This is a genomic window from Microbacterium lemovicicum (assembly GCF_003991875.1).
In the GTDB taxonomy this organism is placed as follows: Bacteria; Actinomycetota; Actinomycetes; order Actinomycetales; family Microbacteriaceae; genus Microbacterium; species Microbacterium lemovicicum.
Genome location: NZ_CP031423.1, coordinates 554,992 through 570,100, shown reverse-complemented (window position 1 = coordinate 570,100; position 15,109 = coordinate 554,992). Strand labels below are relative to the sequence as shown.

At 71.1% G+C, this 15,109-nt stretch carries 11 protein-coding genes; 5 read left to right on the top strand and 6 right to left on the bottom strand.

Translation table 11 applies throughout. The annotated features are described in order from the left end of the window. Positions 1 to 42 precede the first annotated feature (42 nt). Positions 43 to 1,008, bottom strand: coding sequence for an EamA family transporter RarD (rarD, locus tag CVS47_RS02650; RefSeq protein WP_127094701.1), 966 nt, complete (start codon positions 1,006 to 1,008; stop codon positions 43 to 45). Positions 1,009 to 1,184: 176 nt separating this feature from the next. Beyond that, positions 1,185 to 1,481, bottom strand: coding sequence for a co-chaperone GroES (groES, locus tag CVS47_RS02645; RefSeq protein WP_127094700.1), 297 nt, complete (start codon positions 1,479 to 1,481; stop codon positions 1,185 to 1,187). 258 nt (positions 1,482 to 1,739) lie between these two features. Here groES and CVS47_RS02640 point away from each other — a divergent pair, with 258 nt between their 5' ends. The 4 genes from CVS47_RS02640 (at position 1,740) to CVS47_RS02625 (ending at position 7,753) form a co-directional block, all read left to right on the top strand. Then, on the top strand, positions 1,740 to 3,347 hold the full coding sequence (locus CVS47_RS02640) for an Hsp70 family protein (RefSeq protein ID WP_127094699.1): 1,608 nt from the start codon (positions 1,740 to 1,742) through the stop codon (positions 3,345 to 3,347). Then, a complete protein-coding gene (locus CVS47_RS02635; RefSeq protein ID WP_127094698.1) occupies positions 3,344 to 5,866 on the top strand; it encodes a helix-turn-helix domain-containing protein in 2,523 nt (840 codons plus the stop codon). Before CVS47_RS02640 ends, CVS47_RS02635 begins: the two co-directional genes overlap by 4 nt. Before the next feature lie 130 nt (positions 5,867 to 5,996). Then, complete coding sequence (locus CVS47_RS02630) at positions 5,997 to 7,019, top strand: IniB N-terminal domain-containing protein (RefSeq protein WP_127094697.1); 1,023 nt, start codon at positions 5,997 to 5,999, stop codon at positions 7,017 to 7,019. Positions 7,020 to 7,021: 2 nt separating this feature from the next. Then, a complete protein-coding gene (locus CVS47_RS02625) occupies positions 7,022 to 7,753 on the top strand; it encodes a hypothetical protein (protein WP_127094696.1) in 732 nt (243 codons plus the stop codon). On the opposite strand, the gene CVS47_RS02620 is transcribed toward CVS47_RS02625, so the two are convergent. From CVS47_RS02620 to CVS47_RS02605, 4 genes are all read right to left on the bottom strand, one after another. Beyond that, the gene (locus CVS47_RS02620) at positions 7,670 to 9,265 is read right to left on the bottom strand and encodes a dynamin family protein (protein ID WP_127094695.1); all 1,596 of its coding nucleotides are present in this window, start codon (positions 9,263 to 9,265) and stop codon (positions 7,670 to 7,672) included. The genes CVS47_RS02625 and CVS47_RS02620 overlap by 84 nt on opposite strands. A 31-nt stretch (positions 9,266 to 9,296) precedes the next feature. Next, positions 9,297 to 11,201 carry a dynamin family protein gene (locus CVS47_RS02615; RefSeq protein WP_127094694.1) on the bottom strand — a complete coding sequence of 635 codons (1,905 nt, stop codon included), beginning with the start codon at positions 11,199 to 11,201 and terminating at the stop codon, positions 9,297 to 9,299. A gap of 98 nt (positions 11,202 to 11,299) precedes the next feature. Continuing rightward, positions 11,300 to 12,445 (bottom strand): hypothetical protein, encoded by a 1,146-nt coding sequence (locus CVS47_RS02610; RefSeq protein WP_127094693.1) that lies wholly within the window; start codon positions 12,443 to 12,445, stop codon positions 11,300 to 11,302. Positions 12,446 to 12,549: 104 nt separating this feature from the next. Then, positions 12,550 to 13,680, bottom strand: a complete 1,131-nt coding sequence (locus tag CVS47_RS02605) for a hypothetical protein (RefSeq protein WP_127094692.1) — start codon at positions 13,678 to 13,680, stop codon at positions 12,550 to 12,552. A gap of 214 nt (positions 13,681 to 13,894) precedes the next feature. Here CVS47_RS02605 and CVS47_RS02600 point away from each other — a divergent pair, with 214 nt between their 5' ends. Next, the gene (locus CVS47_RS02600) at positions 13,895 to 15,097 is read left to right on the top strand and encodes a class I SAM-dependent methyltransferase (RefSeq protein WP_127094691.1); all 1,203 of its coding nucleotides are present in this window, start codon (positions 13,895 to 13,897) and stop codon (positions 15,095 to 15,097) included. Positions 15,098 to 15,109 lie beyond the last annotated feature (12 nt).

The following is a 15,109-nucleotide window of genomic DNA, read 5'->3' as shown; positions in this document are numbered from 1 at the left end:
ACGCGACCCAATCGTTATCCAAGCCCGTGATTTCGCGTCCGATCAGGTGAATGCGGCGACATCGGAGACTCCGCGCAGACGGCGCGCGTGAATCACAGAGTCGGCGGAGAGCACGATCAGCGCGAGCCACACCAGGCCGAAGCCGAACCAGCGCTCGGGGGTCATGGTCTCGCCCAGCAGCCAGGCGCCGGTGATGAACTGCAGGATGGGCGCGGCGAACTGCAGCAGCCCGATGACGGTGAGCGGCACGCGACGGGCGCCCGACGCGAAGAGCAGCAGCGGCACGGCCGTGACGACGCCCACGAGGAGCAGCAGAACCGTGTGTCCAGGCCCCGCGGTGCCGATCGTGAGACCTGTGACGGAGGAGACGACGAGGAGCTGCACCACGGCGACGGGGATCAGCCACACCGTCTCGAGCGTGAGTCCGCTCACGGCGTCGACGGACGGGCCGATCCGCTTCTTCACGAGCCCGTAGAGCCCGAACGAGAACGCGAGCGACAGCGCGATCCACGGGAACCGGCCGTAGCCGAAGACGATGACGGCGATGGCCACGACGGCCAGCCCGATGGCGACCCACTGGGTGACCCTCAGACGCTCGCGCAGGAACAGCACGCCGAACAGCACGGTGACGACGGGATTGATGAAGTAGCCCAGGCTCGTCTCGATCACGTGCCCCGACAGCGTGCCGAGGATGAAGACCTGCCAGTTGACATAGATGAAGGCGCCCGCCAGGGCCGTCCACCCCAGCAGGCGCGGACTGCGGAGGATGACTCCGAACCGCTGCCAGCCGCGCGTGACCGCGAGGAGGAGGACGCAGAAGACCAGGGAGAACAGGATGCGCCAGGCGACCAGCTCCCACGGACCCGTCGGCACGAGGAGCAGGAAATAGAGCGGCAGGAAGCCCCAGAGGAGATACGCCGCCAGGGCGTAGAGGCCGCCGAGGGTGCGTTCGCGAGCCGGATCCGCGGGCGACGCCGCAGCGGGGGCGGAGGGCGCGCGGGACGTCATCGTTCCAGCCTAGGACCGGCCTCCGCGGCGCGGGCAGGTCCACACCGACCTGCGTGGCCTCCGGGTGGAGGGCCCGCTGGAGAGACCCCGGACGGCGGGAGCGAAGAACGCGCGGGGGTGGAACGAAGAAGGCCCGGACGCCGAAGCGTCCGGACCTTCTGTCATGCGGGGGCGTCTCAGCGGACGACGACCGCCAGCACGTCGCGTGCCGACAGCACGAGGTAGTCGTCGGCGCCGAACTTGACCTCGGTGCCGCCGTACTTGCTGTAGATCACGCGGTCGCCCACGGCGACGTCGATCGGGACGCGGTTGCCGTTGTCGTCGATGCGGCCGGGGCCGACGGCCACGACCTCGCCCTCCTGGGGCTTCTCCTTGGCGGTGTCGGGGATGACGAGACCACTGGAGGTGGTCTGCTCAGCCTCGACCTGCTGGATGACGATGCGGTCTTCGAGCGGCTTGATGGAAACCGACACGGTCTACCTCTTCTTTCTCAACGCTTCGGAACGGAAGACTTGTTAGCACCCACCCATGGCGAGTGCTAACACCAGTCTAGGGAAGCGCTGGCACTCCCGCAACGCGAGTGCCAGCCCGGGGGAATCGATCCGTCCATCCCCTTGCGGTGCGGCCAATCCGATATTTCACTGGACCCGAATAGGACTTGTGCGGGGCGGCACGATGACTGGGAATGATCGGCCGGAGTCCCCCACCTGATCTTCTGGGGTTGATCGCAGATGAGCACGTCGTACTACCTTGCCGTCGATGTCGGCACCAGCCGCACGGCGGCGGCGACGATGCGGGCGGCGGAACATGCCGAGCCCGTGTCGTTCCCGCTGGGGCGTCACAGCGACAGCGCGCCGAGCGCGGTGTTCGTCGCCGACGGGGAGCTGCTGTTCGGTGACGCCGCCGCACGGCGGGCCATCGCGCAGCCGGAGCGCGTCATCCGCGAGTTCAAGCGGCGGATCGGCGACGACGTCCCGATCCTCGCCGGCGACCGGCGCTTCGCTCCCGAGGACGTCTTCGCCGAGGTCGTCACCTGGGTCATCGACGTCGTCGCCGAGCGCGAGGGCGCTCCGCCCAGCGGCGTGGCCGTGACGGTCCCCGTCGAGTGGCGCGGTCACCGCATCGACGCCGTCCGCGGGGCATTGGCGCGCGCAGGCTGGAAGGACGTGCTGCTGCTCACCGAACCGGAGGCCGCCGCGCGTCGCTACGAGGCGTCGCGAGCCGTGCCGCCGGGGCGCTTCCTGGCGGTCTACGACCTCGGCGGCGGCACCTTCGACGCCGTGGTGCTGCGCAAGACGCACGACGGCGTGCTCGCGGTCGCCGGCGAGCCGGCCGGGATGGCGGCGCTCGGCGGATCCGACTTCGACGATCTGGTGCTGCGCCACGCGGTCACCGCGGCGGGGATCGGGCCCGAGGCCATGAGGATCGACGACGAGAGCCGGGTGGCGTGGGCCGCGATGCGCCGGGAATGCATCGACGCGAAGGAATCGCTGTCGTTCGACTCCGAGGCCGTCGTGCCCATCATGATCGGCGGCGGACGCACGACCGTCCGCCTGACGCGCTCGGAGTTCGAGGACATGATCGAGGAGTCCATCGGCAAGACGGCTGACGTGCTCGCGGAGGCCATGACCGCGGCCGACCTCGACACCGACGGCGACGACCTGCACGCCATCCTCCTGACGGGCGGGTCCTCGCGCATCCCCCGTGTCGCGCAGCTGCTCTCGGAGAGGTTCGACCGCCCCATCGCCGTCGACGCCGACCCGAAGGCGATCATCGCGCTCGGTGCGGCGATGGCCGCCGCGGCGTCCTTCCGTGTCGACGTCCCGGTGGACGACGACGTCTTCGACGAGGAGCCGGCGCCCTCGCCGGCGGTCGGCCCGCAGAAGAAGCCGCGCAGGATGTGGGTGCCGACCCGCGCCGGCGCCGCCGCGGCGACGGAAGCCGGAAGCGCCGCATCCGGCGCCGACGCGCGGGGCACGGCCGCCCGCGCCGGCGACGTCGCCGCCTCCGCCGCGGAGACACCCGCCCCCCGCCCCGCGCGACGCGGATGGCTCGGACGGGGGCCGGCTGCGGCATCCGTCATCGCCGGAGCCCTCGTCCTCGCCGGCGGCATCGCCATCACCGTGCTGTCGGGATCGCTGCCCGACGGCGCGGACGCCGACACCGAGACGCCGCCCGCGTCGTCGACGCCGGCCACCACGCCCGCACCCGGAGTCCCCTCGCCCTCCGACAGCGCCACCCCGCTCCTGCAGCCGGCGGACACCCCCGTCGTGCTGTTCGGCGGGGAGGACGATCCGGCAGCCGCCACCCCGGCGCCGGCGGAGGAGACGACCCGATGAACGCCGCCCCCCGGATGTCCGGCCATCTGTCCTCTGCCGAACCGCCCGCGCTCCTGCCGATCCTCGCCCGCACCCACGCGGAGGTGCTCGCCACCGGCGGCGCACCGCACCGCGCCCTGATCATCGGACCGGCAGGGTCGGGCAAGTCGCGGCTGCTGCGCCGCCTGCGGCAGCGGATCGCGGCCGGCGGAACGGCTGTCGTGCGCCTCACCTCCGCCGTCGACGTGCCGGGACTTCCTCAGAGCGACGTGCTCCTGGTGGACGATGCGCACCTCCTCGACCCCGCCCTGCTGGCGGCGGTGGCCGATCGCGCCGCCGACGTCGACGCGGGGCTGCTGGTGGCCTGCCGCCCGCTCCTCCCGGGCGCCCCGGCCGAGGCCGCCACCCGCATCCTCGAGCAGTCGCAGCCCGCACTCGTGCTCGGTCACGTGTCGCGCGCCGACGTGGCCGCGCATCTCGAGGAGCGCGGCACCAGCCTGACCACGGCGTGCCTCCGCGACATCCTCTCCACCACCGGCGGCGCGGCCTGGCTCGTCGCCGAGGCGCTGGCCGTCCACGACGGCGAGCGGTGCGACGATCCGCGCCATCCGGAGACCGCGGACGCCCTGCAGGATGTGGTGGCCCATCGCCTGCGCTCGAGCACACCCGCCGTGCGCGCCTTCGTCGAGGCGGTCTGCCTCGCGTCCGAGGGCGAGCCCGCACCCGACGCCGAGCCGGCGCTCGTCCTCGCCGCGTACGCCGAGGGGTTCCTCCTGTCCAACGGCAGCCCCATGCCCCTGGTGCGCGACGCGGTGCTGTCCACCCTCTCGGTGGAGCGCCTCATCCGCGCCTTCACCGATGACGCCGCCGCCGACGCGTCGCTGCGCCTGCCCGCCGGCGTCCGCGACCCACGGCTGGCCGCGGCGCTCCTGCACCGCGGCGACGAGATGCTGACGACCGACCCGGGGCGCGCGCGGGAGCTCTACCGCAGCGCCCAGGAGTCCGGCGCCGACGAGACGGTGGTCGCCGTCCGCGTGGCATCCGCCGCCTGGGCGCTCGGGGCGATCGACGCCGCCGGCTCCGCGCTGGACTCCGTGGAGGTGCCCGAAGGGCATGCCGACCGGGATGCCGCGATCGACCTGTCCGCTTCCATCTGGGCTGCGCGCGGCCTGCTGCCGATGAGCGACCAGGTGTACCGCAGCGCCGTTCCGCGCAGCCCCCTCACCTCCGCCCACGCGAGCGTGGCCGCGATCGCCGTCGCCGACCGGGAGCGCGGACTGCGGCACGCCACGGCGGCGCCGGGGCGCACCATCCCCTCCACCCTCTCGGTCGCGACCGACCTGCTCAGCCGCGGCCTCGCCCAGTCGCTGACCGGATCGGGGCAGTCCGCACTGCACGACCTCGTGCGCGCCTCCGAGATGTACTCCGCGTCCGGTGCGAGCGGCCCGACCCCCGAGCTGCCCGCCGTGCTGGCGGCGCTGGCCGCCCTCAACCTGGGCGAGCCCGAGGTCGCCCACTCGGTGCTGGAGTCGGCTGTGAATGCCGGGCACGGCGGCGCGTGGGCACAGCGCCGGCTGCTGCTGTGGAAGGCCTGGGTCGCGCTGCAGCAGGAGCGCGCCGGAGACGTGGAGTCGACGCTGGCCGGCATCCTCCCCGACGCGCGCAGCCTCGCTCCGCGCGAGCGTCTCCTGCTCGACGCCCTGACCGTGGCCATCGCGCGCCGCTACCACGACGCCGCCGCACTGACCACGGCGTGGCGGGGCGCGCGCGAGAGCCTGCTGCGCGCCCAGTTCGACCTGTACAGCATCCTGCCCCTCGGCGAGTTCGTCGTCACGGCGGTGCGCGTCGGCGAGATCGACCGCGTGCAGCCGCACTTCACCGAGGCGCTGGCGAGCATGTCCCGGCTCGGCTCGCCGCCGCTGTGGTCGGCCCACCTGCACTGGGCCGGCGTGCAGCGCGCGATCCTGCTCGACAGCCCCGCGCAGCTGCGCCCGCACGCACGGGCCCTCGTCGAGGCCGCCGCCCACAACCGGCTCGCCGCGACCATGGCCCAGGCGGGCCGGGTGTGGACCTCGGTGCTGGCCGGCACCGTCGACGCCGATGCGGTGGAGGATGCCGCGCTCGGCCTGTCCGCGGTCGGACTGGCCTGGGACGGCGCCCGGCTGGCCGGCCACGGCGCCGGACTCACCGACGAGCGTCGCACGATCTCGCGGCTCCTGGCCGTCGCCCGGAGGCTGCACCCCCATGAGGAGGTGCGCCCCACCGCGATGGAGGAGGCTCCGGCATCCCCGTCGAAGCCGCGCTCGCACAGCGAGCTCAGCGCCCGGGAGCTGGAGGTGGCCGCCCTCGTCGTCCAGGGGAAGACCTACGCGGAGATCGGCACGGCGATCTTCATCAGCCCCCGCACGGCGGAGCACCACATCGCCCGCATCCGCCGCCGGCTCGGCGCCACGAACCGCTCCGACCTCATCGCCAAGCTCCGCGTGGCCCTCGACGAATCCGCCGACGACGGCGGAGCGCAGAACCGGGCGTCGGCGTGAGCGCCGGCACATCCCCCACTCCTGGGGTGAGACCCCCCTATAGATCCCGGCGTCGTTGGGGATATACCCCGACGCGCCCCCCACGCCGACGTTCTACGTTGAACAGACGCCCTACCAAGAGGAGCCGAGCATGAGCATGACGCTCGCCACAGTCGCCGACGCCCTGATCGAATTCATCCTGAGCCTGCTGAAGGATCCGGTCGCGGCCGCGGAGTTCGAGGACGACCCGCAGGCCGCGCTGTCGCGGTGCGGGCTCAACAACGTCTCCGCCCACGACGTGCAGAGCGTCGCGCCCGTCATCATCGAGCGCACCAGCGTCGTGCAGGTCCCGGTCGGTGTGACGAAGGTGGTCCACGTGGACGGCGGCGGCTCCGGCGGGAACGGCGGCGGAGGCGGCGGGCGTGGGCCCAGCCAGGAGTCCAATGCGGTGGTGCGCGAGATCAAGAACATCACGAACCACTTCCAGACGGTCGATGACCGCGACACGATCGTCGACCAGTCGGTGAACCAGAACATCTGGGCCGAGGGCGACGTGACGCAGAACTTCGACAACGACGCGGTCGTCGCCTCGGGCGACGACACGATCGCTGCGGGCGGGTCGGTCGACATCGACCAGACGAAGGACGAGTCGACGACGATCAACGCCGGAGACGACGTCAACATGGGCAACGACACCGACGTGACGATCATCGACGACTCGTTCGACGAGGACACCGACACCGACACGACCACCGACGGCTCCACCACGGTCGACACCGACGGCTCGTACAACGACGGATCGACCACCGTCGACACCGACGGATCGAACAACGACGAGTCCACCACCGTCGACACCGACGACTCCTTCAACGACGGCTCCACGACCGTGGCCGTCGACGGATCTTTCACCGACGAATCCACCACCGTGGTCGCCGCCGACGCGGACGCCGCGATGATCATCGAAGAGACCCCGCTCGATGACGCCCCCGTCGAGGAGGCCCCCGCCGAGGAGGCCGCGCCGGCCGAGGAGTTCGCCGAGGCGGCCCCCGCCGAGGACCCCTACGCCGACGCCGCCGCGCAGTACGCCGAGGCCGACGTCAGCACCGAGTCCGACGACTACGCCTCCGATGACGCGATGCTCCCCGACACCGCCGCGGCGGGCGAGGAGTACTGAGCGTGCGGTCGCCCCTCAAGCCGAGGAGAGCCGGCGAGCAGTCGCCGCCCCCCGAGAACCCGGCGGCGGATGCTGCGGCCGCACCGGTCCAGGAGCACGTGACCTCCGACACCGGCACCTCACTCGAGCACCTTCGCGCGTCTTCCGGTGCGGACGCGACGGGTGCGACGGGGATGCCGCAGCGTCCGTCGTTGGCAGACAAGGAGGCGCCGCCGGTCCTGGTGAAGGTGCGCCCGCCGTTCCTGATCGCCGTCAGCCGCATCCTCTGGATCGCGAGCCTCGCCGCCGGCGCCGCCGGCGTCATCTACATGTTCGTCATCCGGCAGGCGCAGCTGCCCGCCATCGCGGATCTGGTGCGCGCCGTGGACGGCACGCGTCAGGAGGCGACGTACACCACGGCGGCCGACATCCTGTTCTGGACCGTCTTCACTCCGGCCGTCGTCGTGATCCTGCTGCAGATCATGCTGCAGGTGTCGTTCGCCGCCCGCCGCCCGAATGTGCGGTGGTGGCAGTTCGGCTCCCTCATGTTCTCGGGCGGAGTCTTCCTGCTGGCGCGGGAGATCGTCGCGTTCGGCGAGCGCGGTGCGCCGCTCGAGCAGATCCTGCTCGTCCAGCTCGCGCTGGCCACCCTCGGCCTGCTGGTGAGCGCCCTACCGCCCGCTCTTGCCTGGACCGCCCGCAAGCACGACATCCGCCGGGGTCCCGTCGCCCCGTCCGCCGGCGCCGGCATCTGACTCCGGGACAGCCGGTCCGTCGTCGTCGGACCGGCTCGTCCCGTCGAAGGCCCGCTGAGCCGCCACGCCTTCCAGGCTGCGGATCACGACGTGGCAGGTCTCCACCGTCCGGCGGTCGCTGAGGGGGCTCTCGCTCAGGGCGCGCCAGTGGCCGAGGAGCGACCGGACGCGGTCATCGACGTCGGACGGACGCGCCGACTCCCCGAGCCCGAGGCGAGACAGCGACGCCGTGCCCGCACCGCCGATGATGCGCTCGGCCTCGACGGCGTCCTCCGGCAGGACGGTGGGACCGCCGGTGCGCAGCAGCGCGAGCAGATCGAGCTCCCGGAGATCATGGCTGGACGAGCGGATGCGCTCGATGCCGGCGTGCACGGAGGCCGTCCCCGGACGGGGCCGATCGCGGATGAGACGCTCGAGCGTGTCGAGGATGGTCCGCGCCTTCAGCGCCCCGGCGCGCGCCCGGAACTGCTCGGCGACGAAGCGCTGCACGTCGACCAGACCGCTCTGCTGCACCAGTCTCTCGGATAGCTCCGACGACGTCCGGGCTCCACCGCGAATGAGGGCCGTGGCGAGGCGGATGCCGAAGATCCCGAACCGGGCGAGCAGGGCACGGCGCTGCGCCGGCGAGAGCGAGCAGTCGGTCGTGGGACGCGTGAAGCGGTCGACCGAGATGAGCATGCGGTCGCGGGTGCTGCGGTCGAGGTCGGCGAGCTCCCGCAGCGCGGCGAACTCGTTCTCCCGGAGTGTGCGCGCAGCCTCGGCGAGGAGGCCCGCGACCGGGATGCACTCCAGCGCGATCGAGCGCAGCTCGCCGTCGGCGCGGTACCGCCCCGCGATCCGCGCGGCCGAGAGCAGGGAGTCGATGCGGCCCGCGCCGATCTCGTCGGCCCGGGAGAGCAGGGCGACCGCGTTGACGGTCTGCGCGGCGCCGGCGGCGGTGTCGTGGAACGCCTCGAGGAACGACACGTCCGACGCGTGGATGTGCCGCAGGAGGTACAAGATCGCGTCGGCCTCGGACGGAGCGTCCGATGGCGTCAGGAACCGCGTCGAGCGCGCGGAGACGCGCTCGGAGAGCGACGCGATGCCCGGGGTGTCGATGAGGACGGTGCCGCGGAGGTTCTCCGAGGGCCACTCCACATCGATGCGCGACACGTCGTCGGCCGTGCGTCCGTCGAGGTCGAGCACCAGGGCGCCCGCCGACCGTCGCACCGGCAGGCGCACCTCGCCGCCGCCCACGAGGTGGGCGGTGACGCGTGCGGTCTTGGCGTACCGGTACCAGGTGACGGTGCGCGTGCACTCCCCCGCGTCGGTCGGGGCGATCTGCTCGCCGATCAGGGCGTTGAGCAGCGTGGACTTGCCGGCCTTCACCATCCCGGCGACCGCGAGCCGCAGCGGCTCGCGCAGGCGGGCGCGCGCCGCCTGGAGCACATCCGTCGCCGTCGCGTCGTCGGCATAGACGTCGCGGGCGAGGTCGACCAGCAGGCCGACCTCGCCCGACGCCCCGCGGCTCATCGGCGGAGCCCCCACATGCGCCGACCGCAGATCATCGTGCCGTCCCCGCCGCGGCGCGGGCGTCGGCATCGCCGGGGACGGCCTGCACCTCGAGGGGTGCGGGTATCTGCCGGCGGAGCGCCTCGATGCGCCCCAGCTGCGTCTGCAGCTGGGCGATCCGGCCGTCGCGATCGCTCGCGTAGACCGTCGCCCCCTGCTTGGCCGCCAGCACCGACTCCGAGAGCGACCGGTGCAGCTGGTCGGCGATCGCGCCGAAGTGGTCGCGCGAGACGCGCTGCACCAGCCGGAGCCGGTCCTTGAGCTGCTTGCCGACCTGGAACACGACGTCCTCGATGTGCCGGCGGACGAGCATCTTCGCCTCGGCCTGGCGTCGCGACAGACGTGAGGACATGTCCTCCCGATAGGCCCGGCGACCGACCAGCACGCCGACGAGCAGCGACAGCGGGTTGATCAGGCTGAGTCCGACCAGGCTCGTTGCGAGACCGGCCATGAGCACGCCCCCGTAGGAGCCGCGGACGCCGATGTAGATCTTCTCGGCCGCGCCGAGGCGGCCCTCCTCCATGCCCTGGAGGTGCTCCACGGGATCGAGGATGCCGTCGGTGTCGCCCACGTCGATGAAGGGCAGCTCCGACTCGCCGCTGACGAACTCGTCGGCGACCCGCTCGGACAGCCAGCGCGAGCGCTCGTTGGTCCAGACGAAGGTCTCCGAGACGGCGGCGGACACGCGCAGGTCGAGCCATTCCGCGATCTGGTCCCAGATCGGCCCCGGGTCGCCTTCGTCGATGGACTGCTCGGCCTCGCGCTGCACCTTGCGCAGGCGGTCGCGCAGATCGTGCTCGGTGTCGGAGATGAGATCGGCGATGCCGTCGGAGAGCGTGACCTGCCAGCGCGAGGAGCGGCTGCGGAACTCGTCCGCGCGCGCCTTGGCGTCCTCGAGACGGGCGATCATCACCGGGGTGTCCTCCGGATGCTGCAGCGCGCGCAGTTCGGTCTTCACGGCCATGCCCAGCTGGTCGACGACCGAGACGAGGTCGTGCACGGCGGCGCGCTGGTGCACGGCCTCCGCCCGCCCGAGCACGTCGCGACGAAGGTGGGCGACGAGGGCCGGGAACCCGGACTCCTCGTTGAGCTCGCGGTCCTGCTCCTGGGCCGCCATCATCCGCAGGTCACTGGAGACGGCGAACATCGGGATGCGGCCCACGTCGCCGAGGTGCGACCGGTCGATCTGCTCGATCTGGCGCCACTCGGGATAGATGTCGGTCTTCGACAGCACCGCGGCCACGTTCGGCGACACGCGCAGCGCGTGCCGCAGGAACTGCACCTCCGGCTCGGTGTACTCCTGCGAGGCGTCGGAGACGAGCAGCACGGCGTGCGCGGTCGACAGGGCCGCGAGCGTGCTGACGGAGCGGGTCGACTCGACTCCCCCGACGCCCGGGGAGTCGACGAGGCGGAGGCCGCCCTTCAGCAGGGCGCGCGGGATCTTCACCTCTGCGCCCACGACCTCGAGGCCCTTACCGCCCTGGCCCTTCTCGGAGACGAACTCGGCGAGGTCGTCCAGCGCGATCGGCCGCCGCTCGATCGACGGCTCGGTGCCCTCGTCGCGGCGGATCAGGGCGAACGCCTCGGGTTCCTCGCCGTATGAGACGGAGGTCGGCACGCTGGTGGCGATGTCGTCGTCCACGGGGCACGCGGGTGCGTTCACCAGCGCATTGACGAGTTTGCTCTTGCCCTGTTTGAACTGCCCGACGATGATCACCCGCACGTAGGGGTCGATCAGCCGCTGCCGGGTCTCGGAGAGCCGGGAGACCAGGTCCGAGCGTCCGACGGAGTCGGACAGGCCCGCCGTGCGCTCCACCAGCGCGAGCAGGTCGGCGGCGGGACGGGCCGCGACCACGTCGGCTGCGGCATCCTCGGTCGTACGGGTGGTGGGGGGCATGGTCGACCTCTCGTTCGACGCCCGACGACCCCGGGCGGTCTCCCACCCAGGGCCGTCAGGTCCTGATCGCTATTCGGTGCCGGTCGGGATACGGATCCTCAGCTTGCCCAGTCGCCGGGGTCGACGTCCACCGTCGCGTCCTGGGCGATGACGGAGTCGTCGCTGCCCCAGATCACGTCGGCGTCGATGTTCCAGTTGCTCTCGTCGTGCGTGACCGACAGGTCGTTGAACGAGTCGGCGGCGCTGTAGCTGTCCGAGTTGTCGTTGAACGAGTCGGTCGACGTGTAGCTGTCCGAGCTGTCGTTGAACGAGTCGGCCGCGGTGTAGCTGTCGGAGTTGTCGTTGTATGAGTCGGCGATGCTGGTGTCGACGGAGTTGTCGGTCCACGTGGTCTCGACGGTGGAGGTGTTGTACGAGCCGTCGATGGTGGTGATGCGCGTGTCGTTGTTGAGGTTCACGTCGCCGCCGTCGGCCGAGATCGTGGTGGAGGAGTCGCGCACCTGCGTGATCGAGATGCCCTCGCCGGCCGCCATCGAGCCGTCGCCGGAGGCCACGACCGCGGAGCCGCCGCCCGAGAAGTCGCCGTCGCCGGCGCCGTTCACCGACTGGTCGACGATCGTGTTCTGGTTGTTGACCCAGACGTCTCCGCCGCCGCCGCCGGCACCGCCGAGGTCGAGGTCGCCCATGCCGGTGTTGTAGTCGCGGACACCGACGGCCACCGAGTGGTCGTCCATGCTGCTGTTGTACGAGCCGCTGATGACACCGAGGCTGTTGTCGTTGTACGAGTCGTTGACGGAGTTGTCGCTGTTGTCCGTCACCGAGTTGTCGGAGTTGTCCGAGTTGTCGCTGTTGTCCGAGTTGTCCGAGTTGTCGCTGTTGTCGGAATTGTCCGAGTTGTCGCTGTTGTCGGAGTTGTCCGAGTTGTCCGAGTTGTCGGAGTTGTCGGAGTTGTCGGAGTTGTCGTTGCCCGACCCCGTGGTGGTGGTGGTGGTGTCGTTCGAGTCGGTGTTGCCGCTGCCGTCGATCGACCAGTCGACGTTGCCGCTGTCGTTGGTCGAGTTGTCGGTGTTGCCGCTGCCGTCGATCGACCAGGCGGAGTTGCCGCTGTTGTTGGTCGAGGCGTCGGTGTTGCCGACGTTGTCGAGGTCGGCGCCGAGGGTGGCGTTGTTGGTGGTGGTGGTGGTGTTGAACGAGTCGCGCACGCGGGTGTTGAACGAGTCGTCTGTGGCGTCGAAGGTGGCCATGGCCGTCGCTTTCTGGAAGAGGGTGGTGAAGTCGTGTCATCCGTCCGGGGAGGACGGATGTGGTGCCCGGCCGCCACGAGGCGGCGGCGGCCGGGCGGTCTGTGTCAGCCGGCGAAGTCGGAGCCGTCGAGGACGGCGGCGTTCTGGCTGTCGATGATGACGTCGACGTCGGCGTTGATGTCCGTCGTCCACAGCTGGCTGCTCTCGTCGTTGAACGAGTCCATCGCGCTGTAGTCGGTCGAGTTGTCGTTGAACGAGTCGGCCGCGCTCCAGTCGGCGGAGCTGTCGTTGAACGAGTCCGTCGCGCTCCAGTCGCTCGAGTTGTCGTTGTACGAGTCGGTGACCGTGGTGTCGACCGAGTTGTCGGTCCACTCGTTGGTCTCGTTGTACTCGTTGTACGAGTCGGTGACGGTGGTGATCGTCGTCTCGTTGCCGATGTTGACGCTGCCGTCGGTCGCCGTGATGGTCTCGGACGAGTCCATCGTGTTGACGATGCTGATGCCGTCGCCCGCAGCCATCGAGTCCTCACCCGAGGCCACGACCGCCGACCCGCCGCCGGCGAAGCCGCCGTCACCGGCGCCGTTGACCGACTGGTCGATGATGGTGTTCTGGTTGTTGACCCACACGTCACCGGTGCCGGTGCCTGCGGCGCCGCCGCCGATGCTGAGGTTGCCGAGGCCCGTGCTGTAGTCGCGGACGCCGACGGTCACCGAGTTGTCGTCGGTCCAGGAGTTGTACGAGTCCTCCGTGATGTCGACCGAGTTGTCGTTGTAGGAGTCGTTGACCGAGTTGTCGCTGTTGTCGGTCGTGGAGTTGTCCGAGTTGTCGCTGTTGTCGGAGTTGTCCGAGTTGTCGGAGTTGTCCGAGTTGTCGCTGTTGTCGGAATTGTCGCTGTTGTCCGAGTTGTCGGAGTTGTCCGAGTTGTCCGAGTTGTCGGAGTTGTCCGAGTTGTCGTTGAACGAGTCGGCGGTGTCGGTGACGACGTCGTTGGAGTCGGTGTTCCACGAGTCGGTGATGTCGGTCGTGGCGTTGCCGCTGTCGTTGACCGAGTTGTCCTCGTTGTAGGAATCGGCGATGCCCACGGCGCTGTTGCCGCTGTCGTTCGTGGAGTCGTCCGCGTTGAAGGAGTCCGCGATGCCGAGGTTCAGGTTCGCGTTGTTGGTCGTGTTGTCCTCGTTGCCCGAGCCCCACACGCCGGTGTTGTAGGAGCCAGCGACGCTGGTGTTGTCCGCCATGGTTTCTTTCCCAATCTCGGGGACAGACCCCGGTGTGATGTTGGCCTCACGCTACGAGCCGGGCACCGGGGGTCGCATCGGGGAGGACTCCGGACAATGGGATGCTGCGGCGGGGGGTTTGCGGGGACGCCCCCGGGCCCCTTAGGGGGTTACGGGGTACCGTCCGCGCGGGGCCCCGCCGGGAGCGGCCGGGGGTGCGTCGTAGGCTGGCCGGATGGATTCGGCAGAGCTCAGCGCCCTCCTCACGCCCGAAGGCCTCCGGCTGCTGGACGCACAGCCCGCCATCGCATCCACGGCCGACGTCACCCGCGCGGTCTCGCGGCTGCGTGCGGACGGACACTCCCCCGCACTGGTGTCGGCGGTCGTCGGGCAGGCACGGCTGCGCGAGAAGGCGAAGCCGAAGTTCGGCGACTTCGCCGCGCGGATGCTGTTCACCCGCGCCGGCCTCGAACAGGCCACGCGGCTCTCGGTGGCGGCACGTCACGCGGCGCGCTTCCGCGACGCCGGCATGCGCTCGGTCGCCGACCTCGGCTGCGGGATCGGCGGCGACGCGATGGGGTTCGCCGGCCTCGGGCTCCGTGTCACCGCCGTCGACGCGGACGAGATCACGGCCGCGATCGCGGCGTACAACCTCGCACCGTTCGGGGCGGACGCGTCGGTGCGCGCCGGCCGCGCCGAGGATCACGCGCCGGGCGCGGCATCCGCTCTCCCGGTCGATGCCGTCTGGCTCGACCCCGCGCGCCGCACGGCCGGGCACTCCGAGACCACCCGCCTGCGCGCGGAGGACCACACCCCGCCGCTGGACTGGGCCTTCGCCCTCGCGGCCCGTGTGCCGACCGGCATCAAGCTCGGGCCGGGCTTCGACCGGGACACGATCCCCGACGGCGTCGAGGCGCAGTGGGTCAGCGCCGACGGCTCCACGATCGAGCTCGTGCTCTGGTCGGGTGCGCTCGCCCGGCCGGGTGTGCGGCGGGCGGCGCTCATGATGCGCGGGGATGCCGCCCACGAGCTGACCGCCGCCGCCGACGCGGAGGACGAGCCGGTGAGGCCGCTCGGGGCCTTTGTGCACGAGCCGGACGGCGCGGTCATCCGCGCGCGCCTCATCGGCGACGTGGCGCGCGCACTCGATGCCGGGATGCTCGCCGACGGCATCGCCTACCTGACCTCCGACGCCCCGCTGACGAGCCCGTTCGTGTCGACGTTCCGCGTGCGGGAGGAGCTTCCGTCGGATGTGAAGGCGCTGTCACGGGCCCTCCGCGAGCGCGGAGTGGGTGTGCTGGAGATCAAGAAGCGGGGAGTGGACATCGATCCCGCCCGCCTGCGGACGTCGCTGAAGCTGCGCGGCGACGCCTCCGCGACGCTCATCGTGACGCGGATCGGGTCGAAGCGGCTCACGCTGCTGGCCGACCGCGTCTGAATCGCGCGACGC